A 15,606-nucleotide genomic window follows, 5' to 3' on the forward strand; every position below is an offset into this window, starting at 1 on the left:
CGTCTCCGACGCCGCCACCGTCGGCGTCGGCAAACCCGGGTGCGCGCCGTCGGTGGGCAGTGACAGGCTTGCGTGCATGGACTTGGGGGCCTATCGGCCGGTGCTGGCCAACCGCGACACCCGGAGCGCGCTGCTGCTCGGCTTCCTCATCCGGGTGCCCATGTGGGCCGGTGGCGTCATCCTCACCCTGCACGTCGTGACCTCCCTCGGCCGCAGCTACGGCGAGGCCGGTCTCGTCACGGCGGCGTCCACCGTGGCCGTGGCGGTCTCGGGCCCCTGGCGCGGCCGGCTGCTCGACCGGATCGGGCTGCGACGCACCGTCGGGCCCTCGCTCCTCGTGCAGGTCGTGTGCTGGTCGGTCGCGCCGTGGGTGGGCTACCTGCCGCTCGTGGCCGTCGCCGCGCTGGCCGGGCTCTTCGTCGTCCCCACCTTCTCGATCCTTCGCCAGGTGATCATCCGGTCGGTCCCGTCCGAGCAGCGGCGCACGGCCCTGTCGCTCGACTCGTCGGCCACCGAGCTGTCGTTCATGGCAGGCCCTGCCATCGGCGTCTGGCTCGCGACGTCGTGGCACACCGGCTGGGCGCTGCTCGTCTGCGAGCTGGCGTCCGTCGCCGCCGGCTTCGTCCTGTGGCTCGTCAACCCGCCGCTCACCTCCGGTCAGCCCGAGCAGGCACCGGAGGTGGGGCACGACGAGCAGGGGGAGGGCGCGAGGGCCGAGGCGATCGCCGCCCCGGCGGTAGCGGGCCGGGGCGCGGGCCCGCGGGCCGTGCGCGGGTTCATCACCCTGCCGGTCGCCGCCGTCCTGCTCGCGGCCGCCTGCTCCACCCTGGTGCTCAGCGGCACGGACGTGTCCATCGTGGCGGCGCTGCGCTCCTTCGGCTCCACGGGCTCCATCGGCTGGGTGCTCGCGCTGTGGGGCGCCGGCTCCCTCGTCGGGGGCCTCGTCTACGGCGCGTGGCACCGGTCGCTGTCGGTGTTCTGGCTGCTGGGCGGTCTGGCAGCCACCACCGCTCCGGTCGCGCTGGCCCTCGGCGTGCCGAGCTTCGCCGTGCTCGTCACCGTCTCGGGCTTCCTGTGCGCCCCGACGATCACGGCCACGGTCGAGCAGCTGAGCCGCCTGGTGCCCGAGCGGTTCCGAGGGGAGATGATGGGCTGGCACGGGTCGGCCATGACCGCCGGCTCGGCGGTCGGCGCCCCGGTCGCCGGCGTCGCCATCGACCACGGCGGCTGGCCGTGGGGCTTCGCCGTCGTCTCGGTGCTGGGAGTGCTCATCGCCGGCCTCGGCGCGCTGGCCTCGCGCCGCGGGCGGGACGTCACCGGTGCCGGACCGACCGCTCGACCGGCCGTCGCGCCGGCGTCACCGGACACCGTCGCGCCCACCGATTCGGAGCGCGGCGTCTCGGCTGCTACCATCGATCACTGACCAGCGTCACACTGCATCCGCTCCGGCGGGCGCGTGTGACGACGTGCAAGAGAAGCCCGCTTCCACCCGCGTCGACCTCACGGTTGCCGGGTCAAGGTCTGCTCGACCGGACGCCGTCCGCGGCGCTTGGGTCGAGTCGTGTGACGCGACGTCGACCGTCCGGCATACGCGACCCTTGGGCTCCTCGTGCACACACGGGGAGCCTTTTTCTCGTTGTGGTCGCGGCAGGACTGGCACCACCACCCGTCTGGTCACCACGTTTCACGATCTAAGGAGCACCACATCAGCGAGCCTCGCATCAACGAGCGCATCCGGGTCCCGGAAGTGCGCTTGGTTGGCCCCAACGGCGAGCAGGTCGGCATCGTCCGCGTCGAGGACGCGCTGCGTCTGGCCGAGGAGGCGAACCTCGACCTCGTCGAGGTGGCCCCCATGGCCAAGCCGCCGGTCGCCAAGCTCATGGACTTCGGCAAGTTCAAGTACGAAGCCGCCATGAAGGCACGGGAAGCGCGCAAGAACCAGGTCAACACGGTCATCAAGGAGATCAAGCTCCGACCGAAGATCGACCCGCACGACTACGGCACCAAGAAGGGCCACGTCGAGCGGTTCCTCAAGGCCGGCGACAAGGTCAAGGTGACGATCATGTTCCGTGGCCGCGAGCAGTCGCGGCCCGAGCTCGGACGTCGTCTGCTCGAGCGCCTCGCCGAGGACATCGCCGACCTCGGTTTCGTCGAGTCGGCGCCGAAGCAGGACGGCCGCAACATGATCATGGTGATCGGCCCGACCAAGAAGAAGGCGGAGGCCAAGGCCGAGCAGCGCCGCTCCCGAGAGCAGCACGACCAGCACGAGCAGCACGAGCAGCAGGGCGAGCCTGAGCAGAGCGCGCCCGGCGAGCAGCCGGCCGCCCAGGCCCCGCAGACCGACGAGGCCACCGCAGCCGCCGAGTGACCGGCGGTCGGTGACCGGCCGGAGGCGTGAGCCGCCGGCACGACAGACCACGTGCGCCCACTGGCGCACGCAACACGAAGGAGATCGGCCCCCATGCCGAAGATGAAGACGCACAGCGGTGCGAAGAAGCGTTTCCGCCTGACCGGCACCGGCAAGGTCATGCGCGAGCAGGCCGGCGGTCGTCACCTGCTCGAGCACAAGTCGAGCAAGAAGATGCGTTCCATCGCGAAGGACGTCGAGCTCGCCAAGCCGGACGCCAAGAAGGTCAAGAAGCTCCTCGGCAAGTGAGCCGGGACCCCCACCCATCAGCACTTCGCTGAGCAACCGGGTCCCCGGTAGGCCAGCAGCAGCAAGCACTGCGTCAAGCAGAGAAGGAGTATTCACGTGGCACGCGTGAAGCGGGCGGTCAACGCCCAGAAGAAGCGTCGCGTCGTTCTCGAGCGCGCCAGCGGTTACCGCGGGCAGCGGTCGCGTCTGTACCGCAAGGCCAAGGAGCAGGTGACCCACTCCCTCGGGTACGCCTACCGTGACCGTCGCGCCAAGAAGGGCGACTTCCGTCGCCTCTGGATCCAGCGCATCAACGCCGCGGCTCGCGCCAACGGCATGACCTACAACCGGTTCATGCAGGGCCTCAAGGCCGCCGGTGTCGAGGTCGACCGCAAGATCCTGGCGGACCTGGCCGTCAACGACGCGCCGGCCTTCGCCACGCTCGTGGAGCTCTCGCGCGCCAACGTCCCTGCGCAGGCAGAGGCCAAGGCCGCCGGCGACGCCGCCTGAGCGACGCCGTCCGACACGACGCAGCACAGACCAGCAGAGCGCCGGGACGCCCCGTGCTGACCAACCCCCGATCCGATCGGGTCAAGGCAGTGCGGGCGCTGTCCCGGCGCTCGGTGCGTGCCCGCACGGGCGAGTTCCTCGCCGAGGGGCCGCAGGCCGTCCGTGAGGCCGTGGCGTTCCGGCCCGAGCTGGTGCGGGACGTCTACGTCACTCCCGAGGCGGGCGAGCGCCACGCCGGGATCGTCGAGTCGGCCCGCGCAGCGAGTGTGTGGGTGCACGAGGTGAGCCCCGAGGTGCTCGCCGCGATGTGTGACACCGAGTCCCCGCAGGGCGTCGCGGCCGTATGCCGGGTGCTCGACCTCCCGCTCGACGCGGTGCTCGCGGACCTGCCCCCCGACGCGCTCGTCTGCGTGCTCACCAACGTGCGCGACCCCGGCAACGCCGGCACCGTCATCCGCGGCGCCGACGCCGCCGGCGCCGATGCCGTTCTCGTCAGCGACGCGAGCGTGGACGTCTACAACAGCAAGGTCGTGCGTTCCACCGTCGGGTCCCTGTGGCACCTGCCGCTCAGCATCGGCGCGTCCGTGCCCGAGATCCTCGCCGCCCTAGGTGACCGCGGCGTCAGGCTGCTTGCCGCCGACGGCGCGGGGACGACGTTGCTGCACGACGCCGACCTCTCCGGCCCGCACGCCTGGGTCATGGGCAACGAGGCGTGGGGCCTCCCGCGGGAGGTCCGCGACGCCTGTGACGACGTCGTGCGCGTGCCGATCCACGGCCACGCCGAGTCGCTCAACCTCGCCATGGCGGCCACCATCTGTCTCTACGCCTCGGCGGAAGCTCGACGCACAAGCCGCTGACCGGGCCAACCACCCACGTCCCGGCCGGCGTGACTATTGTCGGCTCCATGACATGGGTCGACGGGACCGGCGCACCGCTGCCCGAACCGGCGGCCGCATCGCCTGGTGGACAGGTGAGCCGGGCCGACGCGGCACCGGTCCGCGGGGTGGAAGAGCTGCTGCCCGACGGGCTGGTCGTCGTCGGCGCCGACCAGCGCGTCACCTTCGCCAACACCGAGGCGCTGCGCATCCTCGCGTGCGACCGCTCCGACCTGGTGGGCCGCCGCGTGGTGGACGCCCTGCCGCTCAGGGACAGGGACGGTCGCGACTGGTGGGCGCACACCGCCCCGTGGAACGGTGTCTCGAGCCGTACCAACCACCGGGAGAAGCTCCTCGTCGCACCGAAGGGTCACGAGGTGCTCGTGACGGCGCGTTTCGTGCGGGCGCGGCACAATGGCGTCGTCGAGCAGGTCCTCCTCGGCCTGCGGGACGCCGAAGGACGCCAGCTGGCCGAACGCGACCAGGCGACCGTCCTGTCCACCGTGGCGCACGAGCTGCGAGCGCCACTCACCTCCGTCACCGGCTTCACGAGCAGCCTGCTGCGCCGCTGGGACCGTTTCACCGACGAGCAGAAGCGCCTCATGATCGAGACCATCGAGTCCGACGCGACCCGGCTGACGCGCCTCATCACCGAGCTGCTCGACATCTCCCGCCTCGACTCCGACAGTCTCAACCTCCGGCTGGGACCGGTGGACCTCCAGGCCCTGCTCCGCACCCACGTCGTCCGCTACGAGCTCGGTCGGTCGGCCGGTGCCGTCCAGCTGCGCCTCGGTGGGCGTGCCACGCAGGAGGGCCTGCCACAGCTGTGGGCCGACACCGACCGTCTCGAGCAGATCTTCTTCAACCTCATCGAGAACGCCCTGACCCACGGCAACGGTCGCGTCACCGTCACCCTGGACCGCGGGGAGTCGCTGGAGGACTTCGTGGAGTCGGTGGTGGTGGAGGTCGACGACGAGGGTGACGGCATACCCGTGGCCGACCGCGAGAGGATCTTCGGGCGCTTCTGGCACGGACCCTCCAACGCCAGCACGGGGCTCGGGCTCTACGTCGTGCGGGGGCTGGTCGAGGCGCACGGGGGGTCGGTCCACGTGACCGACAACGAGTCGGGTGGGGCGCGGTTCGTCGTCCGTCTCCCCGCCGGCATGCCGGCCGTGGTGGGCGGCTGACCGCAGCACGAGCGGCCCGCGTGGGCCGTGCGGGGCCGCCCCTAGACTGGGGCGCACGCACCCGACCGCCTCGTGGTGGGCGGGTTGTCGGCCCAGGCGACCCGGACCCGGAGTCCGGGGTGACCGGAGCCGACGAGCGGCCCCCCTGTGAACCCGAGCGAGAGCAGCGAACGCACGCCGATGTCCGGACCCAACACGAACTACGACCCCGTCGAGGTCTCCGCGCTCGACCCGGCCAACGTCGACGCCGCGGTGCAGCAGGCCCTGGCCGACATCGCCGCGGCCGCGTCGCTCGACGACCTCAAGGCCGCGCGCATCGCGCACCAGGGCGAGAAGAGCCCGCTGGCCCTCGCCAACCGCGAGATCGGTGCCCTGCCCCCGAGCGCCAAGGCCGAGGCCGGCAAACGCGTCGGCCAGGCTCGGGCTCGGGTCGGGCAGGCCATCGCGGCCCGCCAGGGCGAGCTGGAGGCTGAGCGCGACGAGCGCATCCTCGTCGAGGAGCGCGTCGACGTGACGCTGCCGGCGCTGCGCCGGCAGCCGGGCGCACGGCACCCCATCGAGCTGGTTGCCCAGCGACTCGTCGACGCGTTCGTGGGCATGGGCTGGGAGGTCGCCGAGGGACCCGAGATCGAGAGCGAGTGGCTCAACTTCGACGCGCTCAACCTCGGGCCCGACCACCCGGCGAGGCAGATGCAGGACACCTTCTTCCTCGACCCGGTCGACTCGGGCCTCGTGCTGCGCACGCAGACGTCGCCGGTGCAGATCCGGACCATGCTCGAGAAGGAGCCGCCGATCTACGTCGTGGCCCCGGGCAAGGTCTTCCGCACCGACGACCTCGACGCCACGCACACCCCGGTCTTCCACCAGATCGAGTGCCTCGCCATCGACAAGGGCCTGACCATGGCGCACCTGCGTGGTGCGCTCGACGCGTTCGTGCGCACCATGTTCGGCGAGGACACCCGCACCCGCGTGCGCGCCTCCTACTTCCCCTTCACCGAGCCGTCGATGGAGACCGACTTCGTCTGCTTCGCCTGCCACGGCGAGGGCCATGACGACCGCGGGGCCCAGTGCCGCACCTGCGGCGGCTCGGGGTGGATCGAGCTCGGCGGCTCGGGCATGGTCAACCGGAAGGTGCTGCGCGCCTGCGGCATCGACCCGGACGTCTACTCCGGCTTCGCCTTCGGGCTCGGCATCGAAAGGGCGCTCATGCTGCGTCACGGCGTGCAGGGCATGCACGAGATGGTCGAGGGCGACATCCGCTTCTCGCAGCAGTTCGGGATGGAGGTCTGACATGCGTATGCCGCTGCGCTGGCTCGCCGAGTACGCCGACGTCGCGCCCGGGACCACGGGTGCCGACGTCGCCGCCGCCCTCGTCTCGGTCGGCATCGAGGAGGAGGACCTCCACGGTGGCGACATCACCGGTCCTCTCGTCGTCGGCAAGGTGCTCGACTTCGAGGAGCAGGTCCAGAAGAACGGCAAGCCGATCCGCTACTGCCTCGTCGACGTCGGCGAGAACGGCCAGATGCTCTCGGAGGGCAAGCACCAGGAGATCGTCTGCGGTGCCACCAACTTCGCCGTCGGTGACCTCGTCGTCGTCGTGCTCCCCGGGGCCACGCTCCCCGGCGGCTTCGACATCTCGGCTCGCAAGACCTACGGCCGCGTCTCCAACGGGATGATCTGCGCCGAGGACGAGATCGGCCTCGGCAGCGACCACGACGGGATCATCGTGCTCTCGCGCCTGCTCGGCGAGGAGGCGGCCGCCGACCTCAAGCCCGGTGACGACGCCATCGCCCTGCTCGGCCTGGGCGAGGAGACGATCGAGGCCAACGTCACCCCGGACCGGGGCTACGGCTTCTCGGTGCGCGGCCTGGCGCGCGAGTACTGGCACGCCCAGGGCAGCCCCGCCGGCGGCTTCCGTGACCCTGCCCTCGTCCGGGCGGCCGATGCCAACGACTCCGGCTACCCGGTGCGGCTCGACGACGACGCCCCGATCAACGGCCGAGCCGGCGCTGACCGCTACGTCGCTCGGGTCATCCGCGGCATCGACCCCACCCGCCCGAGCCCGGCGTGGATGCAGCAGCGTCTGACCGCCATGGGCATGCGCCCGATCTCGCTGGCGGTCGACGTCACCAACTACGTGATGCTCGCGGTCGGGCAGCCGCTGCACGCCTTCGACCTCGACAAGCTGTCCGGGTCGATCGTCGTGCGGCGCGCCCGTGCGGGGGAGACCCTGAGGACCCTGGACGACGTCAAGCGCACCCTCTCGACCGAGGACCTGCTCATCACCGACGGCGGCGAGCGCGTCCTCGCCCTCGCGGGCGTCATGGGCGGCGCCTCCTCCGAGGTCGATGACTCGACGACGAGCATCCTCATCGAGTCGGCGCACTTCGACCCGACGTCGGTGGCGCGCACGTCACGACGGCACAAGCTCGTCACCGAGGCGTCCAAGCGCTTCGAGCGCGGCGTCGACCCGAAGCTCGGCCCGGCTGCGGCGCAGCTGGCCGTGGACCTGCTCGTCGAGCACGGGGGTGGCACGGTCGACGACGGCGTCACGGACATCGACCACACGACCGAGCCCCCCGCATACCTGCTCGACGTCACGGAGCCCAGCCGGATCGTCGGTCTCGACTACCCGCGTGAGCGGGTCGTTCAGATCCTGCGTGACCTCGGTTGCACCGTCGACGAGACCGGGGAGGGCGCCGACGACACGCACGTGCTCGTCACGCCGCCGTCCTGGCGCCCCGACCTCCTGGACGGGCCCGACTACGCGGAGGAGGTCGCCCGGATCGACGGCTACAACAACATCCCGTCGACCACGCCCACCCCGGTCGAGGGACAGGGGCTGACGCACGGCCAGCGCACCCGGCGCGTCGTCGCCAACGCGCTCGCGGGTGCCGGCCTGACGGAGGTGCTGACCTACCCGTTCGTCGCGGAGTCCATCGCCGACGACCTGATGCTCCCGGCCGACGACGACCGTCGCCACGCCGTCCGCATCGCCAACCCGCTCTCGGAGGAGAGGCCGCTGCTGCGCACCTCGGTGCTCGCGAGCCTCGTGGACGCTCTGCGCCGCAACGTCGCCCGCGGCCACCGGGACGTGGCCCTCTTCGAGCTCGGCCTCGTCTTCCTTCCCGGCGGGCCGCTCGCGAAGGCGCCGATCCCCAGCGTGCTGAGCCGTCCCGACGACGAGACGCTCGAGCAGCTGTATGCCGCCGTGCCCCCCCAGCCGCGCCACGCCGCCCTGCTCATGACCGGCCAGGCCGAGCACGTGGGTTGGTGGGGTCCGGGCCGAGCCGCAGACTGGAGCGACGCCGTCGCCGCGGTGCAGACCGTCGCCCACGCGCTCGCCGTCGAGGTGGTCGTGGCCAACGACCCGGCGCACGCGCCGTGGCACCCGGGCCGCTGCGCGCGGATCACCCTGGTCGACGGCACCCTCGTCGGCCATGCGGGCGAGCTGCACCCGAAGGTGCTCGCGGCGCTGGACCTGCCCGCGCGCACCGTCGCGGCGGAGTTCGACGTCGACGTGCTCGTGGCGGCGAGCGCCGAGCCGGTCCAGGCGCGCCCGTTCTCGACCTTCCCGCCCGCCATGACCGACATCGCGCTGCTCGTCGAGTCGCACGTCCCCGCAGCGGACGTCGAGGCCGCGCTGCGACAGGGTGCGGGGGAGGCGCTGGAGTCCGTGACCCTCTTCGACGTCTACGAGGGGGAGCGCATCGAGACCGGCTACCGGTCGCTCGCCTACCGGCTGACGTTCCGCGCGCCCGACCGCACCCTCACCACCGACGAGGTCAACCGGTTCCGCGACGCGGCGGTCGCGGCGGCGGCCAGGGCGACGGGGGCCGTTCAGCGCTGAGACGACCGATGCACGAATATGCACGTCCGTGTATAGTCATGCATCGTGATCAGGGCAGCAGTTGCGGGGGCGAGCGGCTACGCCGGAGGAGAGATCCTCCGGCTGCTGCTCGCCCACCCGCAGTTCGAGGTCGGTGCCGTGACGGCGGCCAGCAGCGCGGGTGAACGGCTCGGGGGCGTCCATCCGCACCTGGTACCCCTCGCCGACCGGGTGCTAGAGGCGACCACGCCGGAGACGCTGGCCGGCCACGACGTCGTCTTCCTGGCCCTGCCGCACGGCCACTCCGGCACCATCGCCGCGCAGCTGCCCGAGTCGGTCGTCGTCATCGACTGTGGGGCGGACTTCCGCCTCGAGTCCGAGGCCGCGTGGACGCACTTCTACGACACCGCGTACGCCGGCTCGTGGCCCTACGGGCTGCCTGAGCTCCCCGGGCCGGCCGGGTCGGTCCAGCGCCGGCGACTCGCCGGGGCCCGGCGCATCGCGGTCCCCGGCTGCTACCCGACCGGCATCTCGCTGGCCCTCGCGCCCGGTTTCGCCGCTGGACTGCTCGAGGCCGACGACGTCGTGGTGGTCGCCGCCTCCGGCACGTCCGGTGCGGGGAAGTCGCTCAAGCCCCACCTGCTCGGCAGCGAGGTGATGGGCTCGATGTCGCCCTACGGTGTCGGCGGCGTGCACCGGCACACCCCCGAGATCGAGCAGAACCTCTCCAGTGCCGCCGGCGAGCCCGTCACGGTCTCGTTCACCCCCACCCTGGCGCCGATGCCGCGAGGAATCCTCGCGACCTGCACGGCGCGGCTGCGGGCGGACGTCGACCCGGCGACCGTGCGCGCGGCCTGGGAGACGGCCTACGGCGACGAGCCGTTCGTGCACGTGCTGCCCGAGGGCTCCTGGCCCACCACGGCCTCGGTCGTCGGCAGCAACCACGTGCAGATGCAGCTCACCGTCGACGAGCGGCTGCGCCGCGTCGTCGTCGTGTCGGCGATCGACAACCTCACCAAGGGCACCGCGGGCGCCGCGGTGCAGTGCGCCAACCTCGCCCTGGGCCTCGATGAGACCCTCGGCCTGCCGATCGCAGGAGTGGCACCGTGACCAGCGTTCACCCCGACGTCCGCGTCGAGCTGCCTTCGGGCTTCCGGGCGGCCGGCGTCACCGCCGGGCTCAAGGCCAGCGGCAGCCCCGACCTCGCCCTCGTCGTCAACGACGGACCCGACCACCATGCCGCGGCGGTCTTCACGACCAACCGGGTCGAGGCCGCTCCCGTCACGTGGTCCCGGCAGGTCGTGGCCGACGGTCGCGTGGATGCCGTCGTGCTCAACTCCGGCGGCGCCAACGCGTGCACGGGGGCTCAGGGCTTCCTCGACACCCACCGGACCGCGGAGCACGTCGCGGACGTGATCGGCATCTCGGCCGGCGACGTCGTGGTCTGCTCGACGGGTCTCATCGGCGAGCTGCTCCCCATGGACAAGGTGCTGTGCGGCGTGGACGCCGCCGCGGCCGCGCTCTCGCCGGCTGGGCACGAGGACGCAGCCGTCGCGATCAAGACCACCGACACCGTCCAAAAGGTCGCCGCGCACGCGGGGGAGGGCTGGTCGGTCTCGGGTTTGGCCAAGGGAGCGGGCATGCTGGCCCCGGCGCTCGCGACGATGCTCGTCGTGCTGACGACCGACGCGGTCGTCGAGCAGGCGGACCTCGACGTGGCCCTGCGGACGGCCACCGCCGTCTCGTTCGACCGCATCGACTCGGATGCCTGCATGTCGACCAACGACACCGTGGTCGTGCTCGCCTCCGGGGCGTCCGGGGTGCGGGTCGACCGGGCGGAGCTGTCCGAGGCGCTGACCACGGTCTGCTCGTCCCTCGCGCGCCAGCTCATCGGGGATGCCGAGGGCGCGGCGCACGACATCGCCATCGAGGTCGTGAACGCCGCGAGCCTCGAGGACGCCCTCGAGGTCGCCCGAGCCGTGGCCCGCAACAACCTCTTCAAGTGCGCCGTCTTCGGCAACGACCCCAACTGGGGCCGGGTGCTGGCGGCGGTGGGCACCACCCGGGCGACCTTCGACCCGGCCGCCCTCGACGTCGCGATGAACGGCGTGCAGGTGTGCCGCTCGGGCGGGGTCGGGGAGGACCGCAGGCTCGTGGACCTCACCGCGCGCGAGGTGCACGTGCGGGTCGACCTGCACGCGGGCCAGACGGCCGCCACGATCTGGACCAACGACCTGACCCACGACTACGTCCACGAGAACTCGGCCTACAGCACATGAACGCGTCCAGCAGCGGCAGCCGCCGCGCCCAGCCACCTGCCCACGTGCGGGGCCTCATCGACGCCGCCGCCGTCCGTGTCGCCGCGGGCAAGGCCGCGACCCTCGTCGAGGCGCTGCCGTGGCTCGAGCGTTTCCGTGGCGCCCTGGTGGTCGTCAAGTACGGCGGCAACGCCATGGTCGACGACGAGCTCAAGGCCGCCTTCGCCCAGGACATCGCCTTCCTGCGGTATGCCGGACTGCGTCCCGTCGTCGTCCACGGCGGCGGTCCTCAGATCAAGGCCATGCTCGAGCGGGTCGGGCTGGCGAGCGAGTTCAGGGGCGGGCTGCGGGTCACGACGCCGGAGGTCATGGACGTCGTACGGATGGTGCTCACCGGGCAGGTGGGCCGCGAGCTGGTCGGCCTGCTCAACCAGCACGGTCCCATCGCCGTCGGTCTCTCGGGCGAGGACGCGGCCCTGCTCGGCGCACGCCGTCGCGGCACGGTCGTCGACGGCGAGGAGGTGGACCTCGGCCTCGTCGGTGACGTCGAGAGCGTCAACCCCTCGGCGATCCTCGACATCCTCGACGCCGGACGCGTGCCGGTCGTCAGCACGGTGGCCCCGGACCTCGACGTCGACGGCCAGGTGCTCAACGTCAACGCCGACACCGCCGCGGCTGCGATCGCCGTTGCGCTCGGAGCCGAGAAGCTCGTCGTGCTCACCGACGTCGAGGGGATCTACGCCGACTGGCCGGACCGGGGCTCGCTGCTGTCCACGATCACGGTCGGCGCCGCCCGCGAGCTGCTGTCCCGCGTCGACCACGGCATGGTGCCCAAGCTCGAGGCGTGCATCCGCGCGGTCGAGGGCGGCGTCCCGCAGACGCACGTCGTCGACGGCCGCAAGGCCCACTCGATCCTGCTCGAGATCTTCACCGACGAGGGGATCGGCACCATGGTCCTCCCTGAGATCACCGGATCGACGACCTCGGCTCCCACCACCTCGCCGTCGACCGTCACCCCGAAGGAGGGCCCATGACCAGGGGCAGCGACCTGCTCGGCCGTTACGCGGGCGCGATGGTGCAGGTCTTCGGCACGCCGCAGCTGGTGCTCGCCTCGGGGGACGGCTGCTGGGTCACCGACGTCGACGGCAGGCGCTACCTCGACCTGCTCTCCGGCATCGCGGTCAACGCGCTCGGTCATGGCCATCCCGCTCTCGTGCAGGCCGTCGCGAAGCAGGCCGAGTCGGCCATCCACGTCTCGAACTTCTTCACCTCCGAGCCGGCGATCGCGCTCGCCGAGCGGATCCTCGACATCGCGGCGGCCCCCAGCGGGTCGGGCGTCTTCTTCGCCAACTCCGGAACCGAGGCCACCGAGGCTGCCATCAAGCTGTCGCGGCGCACTGGACGCACCCGCATCGTCGCGCTCGAGGGCTCCTTCCACGGGCGGTCCACGGGCGCGCTGGCCCTCACGCACAAAGCCGCCTACCGCGAGCCGTTCGAGCCGCTCATCCCCGAGGTCGTCTTCGTCCCGCCGAACGACGCGGACGCGCTCCGGGCCGCCATCGACGACACCACTGCGGCGCTCTTCGTGGAGCCGATCCAGGGCGAGGCCGGCGTGCGCGAGCTGTCCGGCGACTACCTCCGGCTCGGCCGCGAGCTGACGTCGGTGCACGGCGCCCTGCTCGTCGTCGACGAGATCCAGACCGGCATCGGCCGCACCGGCGACTGGTTCGCCCACCAGGCGCCGGGCATCGTCCCCGACGCCATGACCCTGGCCAAGGGGCTCGGCGGCGGCGTGCCCATCGGCGCCCTGGTGACCTTCGGCGCCGACGTGACCGCGCTGCTGACCGCGGGTCAGCACGGCACGACGTTCGGCGGCAACCCGCTCGCCTGTGCGGCCGGGCTCGCCGTCCTCGACACCATCGAGCGCGACCACCTACTCGAGCACGTCCGCAGGGTCGGCGCCCTCCTCGACGACGTGCACGTGCCCGGGGTGCAGGGCACCCGCGGCCGCGGGCTGCTGCGCGCGCTCGAGCTGGACGGCATACCCGCAGCGGCCGCGATGGCGGCAGCCCGCGACGCCGGCTTCATCGTCAACGCGGTCACGCCGACGGCGCTGCGACTGGCCCCGCCACTGGTCATCACGGCCGACGAGCTGCAGGGCTTCCTCGACGCCCTTCCCGCGATCCTCGGATCCGCTCGCGCCACGGCGGAGCCGGTCTCGTGAGCCGCACCCAGCGCCAGCGTCGCATCGTCGAGCTCCTCGGCGCCCACGAGGTCCACAGCCAGGGGGAGCTGTCCGACCTGCTCGTCGCCGAGGGCACCGAGGTGACGCAGGCGACCCTGTCCCGCGACCTCGTCGAGCTCGGCGCGGTCAAGGTCAGGCGCGGACGCGCCCTGGTGTATGCCGTCCCGGGGGAGGGCGGCGAGGTGACCGCCGTCGGCTCGATCGGCGACGCCGCCTCCGCCCGGCTGCGCCGCACGTGCGAGGAGCTGCTCGTCTCCGCGGTGGCCGCCGACAACCTCGTCGTGCTGCGCACCCCGCCGGGCGCCGCGAACTACCTCGCGTCAGCGATCGACCAGGCCCATGACCCCGAGGTGGTCGGGACCATCGCCGGTGATGACACCATCCTGCTCGTCACGGGCGCCGCGGCCCAGGCGGCTGCGGTCGCCGAGCGGCTCCAGTCCCTGGCCGGCAGCCGAGACTGAGCGCGTCCGGACGGCACCGCGTTCCCGCCGCGGGACCCACCGCACCGGACCCGACGAGCGCATCCCGACGACTCACACCCGCTCACCCACTACTCACGCACGCTGACACACGAAGCACCGAGGAGACCCGAATGACGGACGCCACCGGCACGACCGCGAACGAGGGCAGCGAGAACGTGCCCGGCACGCCGACGCCGCGGGTGAGCCTGTGGGGCGGCCGCTTCGCGGGCGGTCCCGACCAAGCTCTCGCGGCGCTGTCCAAGAGCACGCACTTCGACTGGCGCCTGGCTCCCCACGACCTCGCCGGCTCGCGCGCCCACGCCCGGGTGCTGCACTCGGCAGGGCTCCTGTCGGACGAGCACCTGGCGGGCATGCTGGAGGGCCTGGACCGGCTCGAGGCCGACGTGCTGTCCGGTGACTTCACCCCGGCCGAGGACGACGAGGACGTCCACACGGCACTGGAGCGCGGCCTCATCGAGCGGGTCGGCACCGACCTCGGCGGCCGGCTGCGCGCCGGGCGCTCCCGCAACGACCAGGTCGCCACGCTCTTCCGGATGTACCTGCGCGAGCACGCGCGTATGGTCGGTGGCCTCGTCCTGGACGTCGTCGACGCCCTCGTCGGCCAAGCCGACCAGCACCTCGGTGTCGCGATGCCGGGCCGGACGCACCTGCAGCACGCGCAGCCCGTCCTGCTGTCGCACCACCTGCTGGCCCACGCGTGGGCGCTGCTGCGCGACGTCGAGCGGCTGCGTGACTGGGACGCGCGGACCGACGCCTCACCGTACGGCTCGGGCGCGCTCGCCGGCTCCTCCCTCGGGCTCGACCCGCAGGCCGTGGCCCACGACCTCGGCTTCACCCGCGCCGTCGAGAACTCCATCGACGGCACCGCCTCTCGGGACTTCGCCGCCGAGTTCGCGTTCGTGTCTGCCATGACGGCCGTCGACGTCTCGCGCCTCGCCGAGGAGGTGGTGCTGTGGGCGACGAAGGAGTTCTCCTTCGTGACGCTGCATGACTCCTACTCGACGGGGTCCAGCATCATGCCGCAGAAGAAGAACCCCGACGTCGCCGAGCTCGCGCGCGGCAAGGCGGGCCGGCTCGTCGGTGACCTCGCTGGCCTGCTGACGACCCTCAAGGCGCTCCCCCTCGCCTACAACCGCGACCTCCAGGAGGACAAGGAGCCGGTCTTCGACGCCATCGACACGCTCGAGGTGCTGCTCCCGGCATTCTCCGGGATGGTCGCGACGCTGACCTTCCACACCGACCGCCTGGAGTCGCTGGCCCCCCAGGGCTTCGCCCTCGCCACCGACATCGCGGAGTGGCTGGTGCGCCAGGGGGTCCCCTTCCGGGTGGCGCACGAGGTGGCCGGTGCCTGCGTGCGTGAGTGCGAGTCGCGCGGCATCGAGCTGTGGGACCTGACGGACGAGGAGTTCACCCGGATCAGCGAGCACCTCACGCCGGACGTGCGCTCGGTGCTGTCCGTCGCCGGGTCGCTCGCCTCGCGCGATGCCGTCGGCGGGACCGCCCCCGCGCGGGTGACCGAGCAGCTCGCCGCCGCCCGTGCCCGGCTCGCCGACGCGCGCGGATGGGCTTCGTCCGGGGTCTGAGG

At 72.3% G+C, this 15,606-nt stretch carries 14 protein-coding genes; all 14 read left to right on the forward strand.

Annotation, left to right across the window (positions count from 1 at the left end; translation table 11 throughout):
* The first annotated feature begins 76 nt into the window (after window positions 1-76).
* The 14 genes from LQK93_RS16295 to argH all read left to right on the forward strand — a co-directional run bounded on the left by LQK93_RS16295 (window position 77) and on the right by argH (window position 15,604).
* On the forward strand, window positions 77-1,423 hold the full coding sequence (locus LQK93_RS16295) for an MFS transporter (RefSeq protein WP_374968819.1): 1,347 nt from the start codon (window positions 77-79) through the stop codon (window positions 1,421-1,423).
* Between the two features lie 282 nt (window positions 1,424-1,705).
* Entirely contained in the window at window positions 1,706-2,368 is a 663-nt protein-coding gene (infC, locus tag LQK93_RS16300; RefSeq protein ID WP_374971527.1) for a translation initiation factor IF-3, read from the forward strand.
* 93 nt (window positions 2,369-2,461) lie between these two features.
* Complete coding sequence (gene rpmI, locus LQK93_RS16305; protein WP_374968820.1) at window positions 2,462-2,656, forward strand: 50S ribosomal protein L35; 195 nt, start codon at window positions 2,462-2,464, stop codon at window positions 2,654-2,656.
* 96 nt (window positions 2,657-2,752) lie between these two features.
* Window positions 2,753-3,145, forward strand: a complete 393-nt coding sequence (gene rplT / locus LQK93_RS16310) for a 50S ribosomal protein L20 (RefSeq protein WP_142186438.1) — start codon at window positions 2,753-2,755, stop codon at window positions 3,143-3,145.
* A 53-nt stretch (window positions 3,146-3,198) separates the two neighbouring features.
* Window positions 3,199-4,002 carry a TrmH family RNA methyltransferase gene (locus tag LQK93_RS16315; RefSeq protein WP_374968821.1) on the forward strand — a complete coding sequence of 268 codons (804 nt, stop codon included), beginning with the start codon at window positions 3,199-3,201 and terminating at the stop codon, window positions 4,000-4,002.
* A gap of 47 nt (window positions 4,003-4,049) precedes the next feature.
* The gene (locus LQK93_RS16320) at window positions 4,050-5,207 is read left to right on the forward strand and encodes an ATP-binding protein (protein ID WP_374968822.1); all 1,158 of its coding nucleotides are present in this window, start codon (window positions 4,050-4,052) and stop codon (window positions 5,205-5,207) included.
* Between the two features lie 180 nt (window positions 5,208-5,387).
* Window positions 5,388-6,497 carry a phenylalanine--tRNA ligase subunit alpha gene (pheS, locus tag LQK93_RS16325; RefSeq protein ID WP_374968823.1) on the forward strand — a complete coding sequence of 370 codons (1,110 nt, stop codon included), beginning with the start codon at window positions 5,388-5,390 and terminating at the stop codon, window positions 6,495-6,497.
* A 1-nt stretch (window position 6,498) separates the two neighbouring features.
* A complete protein-coding gene (gene pheT, locus LQK93_RS16330) occupies window positions 6,499-9,057 on the forward strand; it encodes a phenylalanine--tRNA ligase subunit beta (RefSeq protein ID WP_374968824.1) in 2,559 nt (852 codons plus the stop codon).
* 45 nt (window positions 9,058-9,102) lie between these two features.
* Window positions 9,103-10,146 carry an N-acetyl-gamma-glutamyl-phosphate reductase gene (gene argC, locus LQK93_RS16335; protein ID WP_374968825.1) on the forward strand — a complete coding sequence of 348 codons (1,044 nt, stop codon included), beginning with the start codon at window positions 9,103-9,105 and terminating at the stop codon, window positions 10,144-10,146.
* Window positions 10,143-11,315 (forward strand): bifunctional glutamate N-acetyltransferase/amino-acid acetyltransferase ArgJ, encoded by a 1,173-nt coding sequence (gene argJ / locus LQK93_RS16340; RefSeq protein WP_374968826.1) that lies wholly within the window; start codon window positions 10,143-10,145, stop codon window positions 11,313-11,315. The genes argC and argJ overlap by 4 nt, the downstream gene beginning before the upstream one ends.
* The gene (argB, locus tag LQK93_RS16345; RefSeq protein WP_374968827.1) at window positions 11,312-12,328 is read left to right on the forward strand and encodes an acetylglutamate kinase; all 1,017 of its coding nucleotides are present in this window, start codon (window positions 11,312-11,314) and stop codon (window positions 12,326-12,328) included. Before argJ ends, argB begins: the two co-directional genes overlap by 4 nt.
* On the forward strand, window positions 12,325-13,518 hold the full coding sequence (locus LQK93_RS16350; RefSeq protein WP_374968828.1) for an acetylornithine transaminase: 1,194 nt from the start codon (window positions 12,325-12,327) through the stop codon (window positions 13,516-13,518). Before argB ends, LQK93_RS16350 begins: the two co-directional genes overlap by 4 nt.
* Window positions 13,515-14,000, forward strand: a complete 486-nt coding sequence (gene argR, locus LQK93_RS16355) for an arginine repressor (protein WP_374968829.1) — start codon at window positions 13,515-13,517, stop codon at window positions 13,998-14,000. The genes LQK93_RS16350 and argR overlap by 4 nt, the downstream gene beginning before the upstream one ends.
* A gap of 131 nt (window positions 14,001-14,131) precedes the next feature.
* Window positions 14,132-15,604, forward strand: coding sequence for an argininosuccinate lyase (argH, locus tag LQK93_RS16360; RefSeq protein ID WP_374968830.1), 1,473 nt, complete (start codon window positions 14,132-14,134; stop codon window positions 15,602-15,604).
* Window positions 15,605-15,606: the final 2 nt, after the last annotated feature.

Source organism: Terrabacter sp. BE26 (genome assembly GCF_041941675.1).
Classification (GTDB): domain Bacteria; phylum Actinomycetota; class Actinomycetes; order Actinomycetales; family Dermatophilaceae; genus Terrabacter.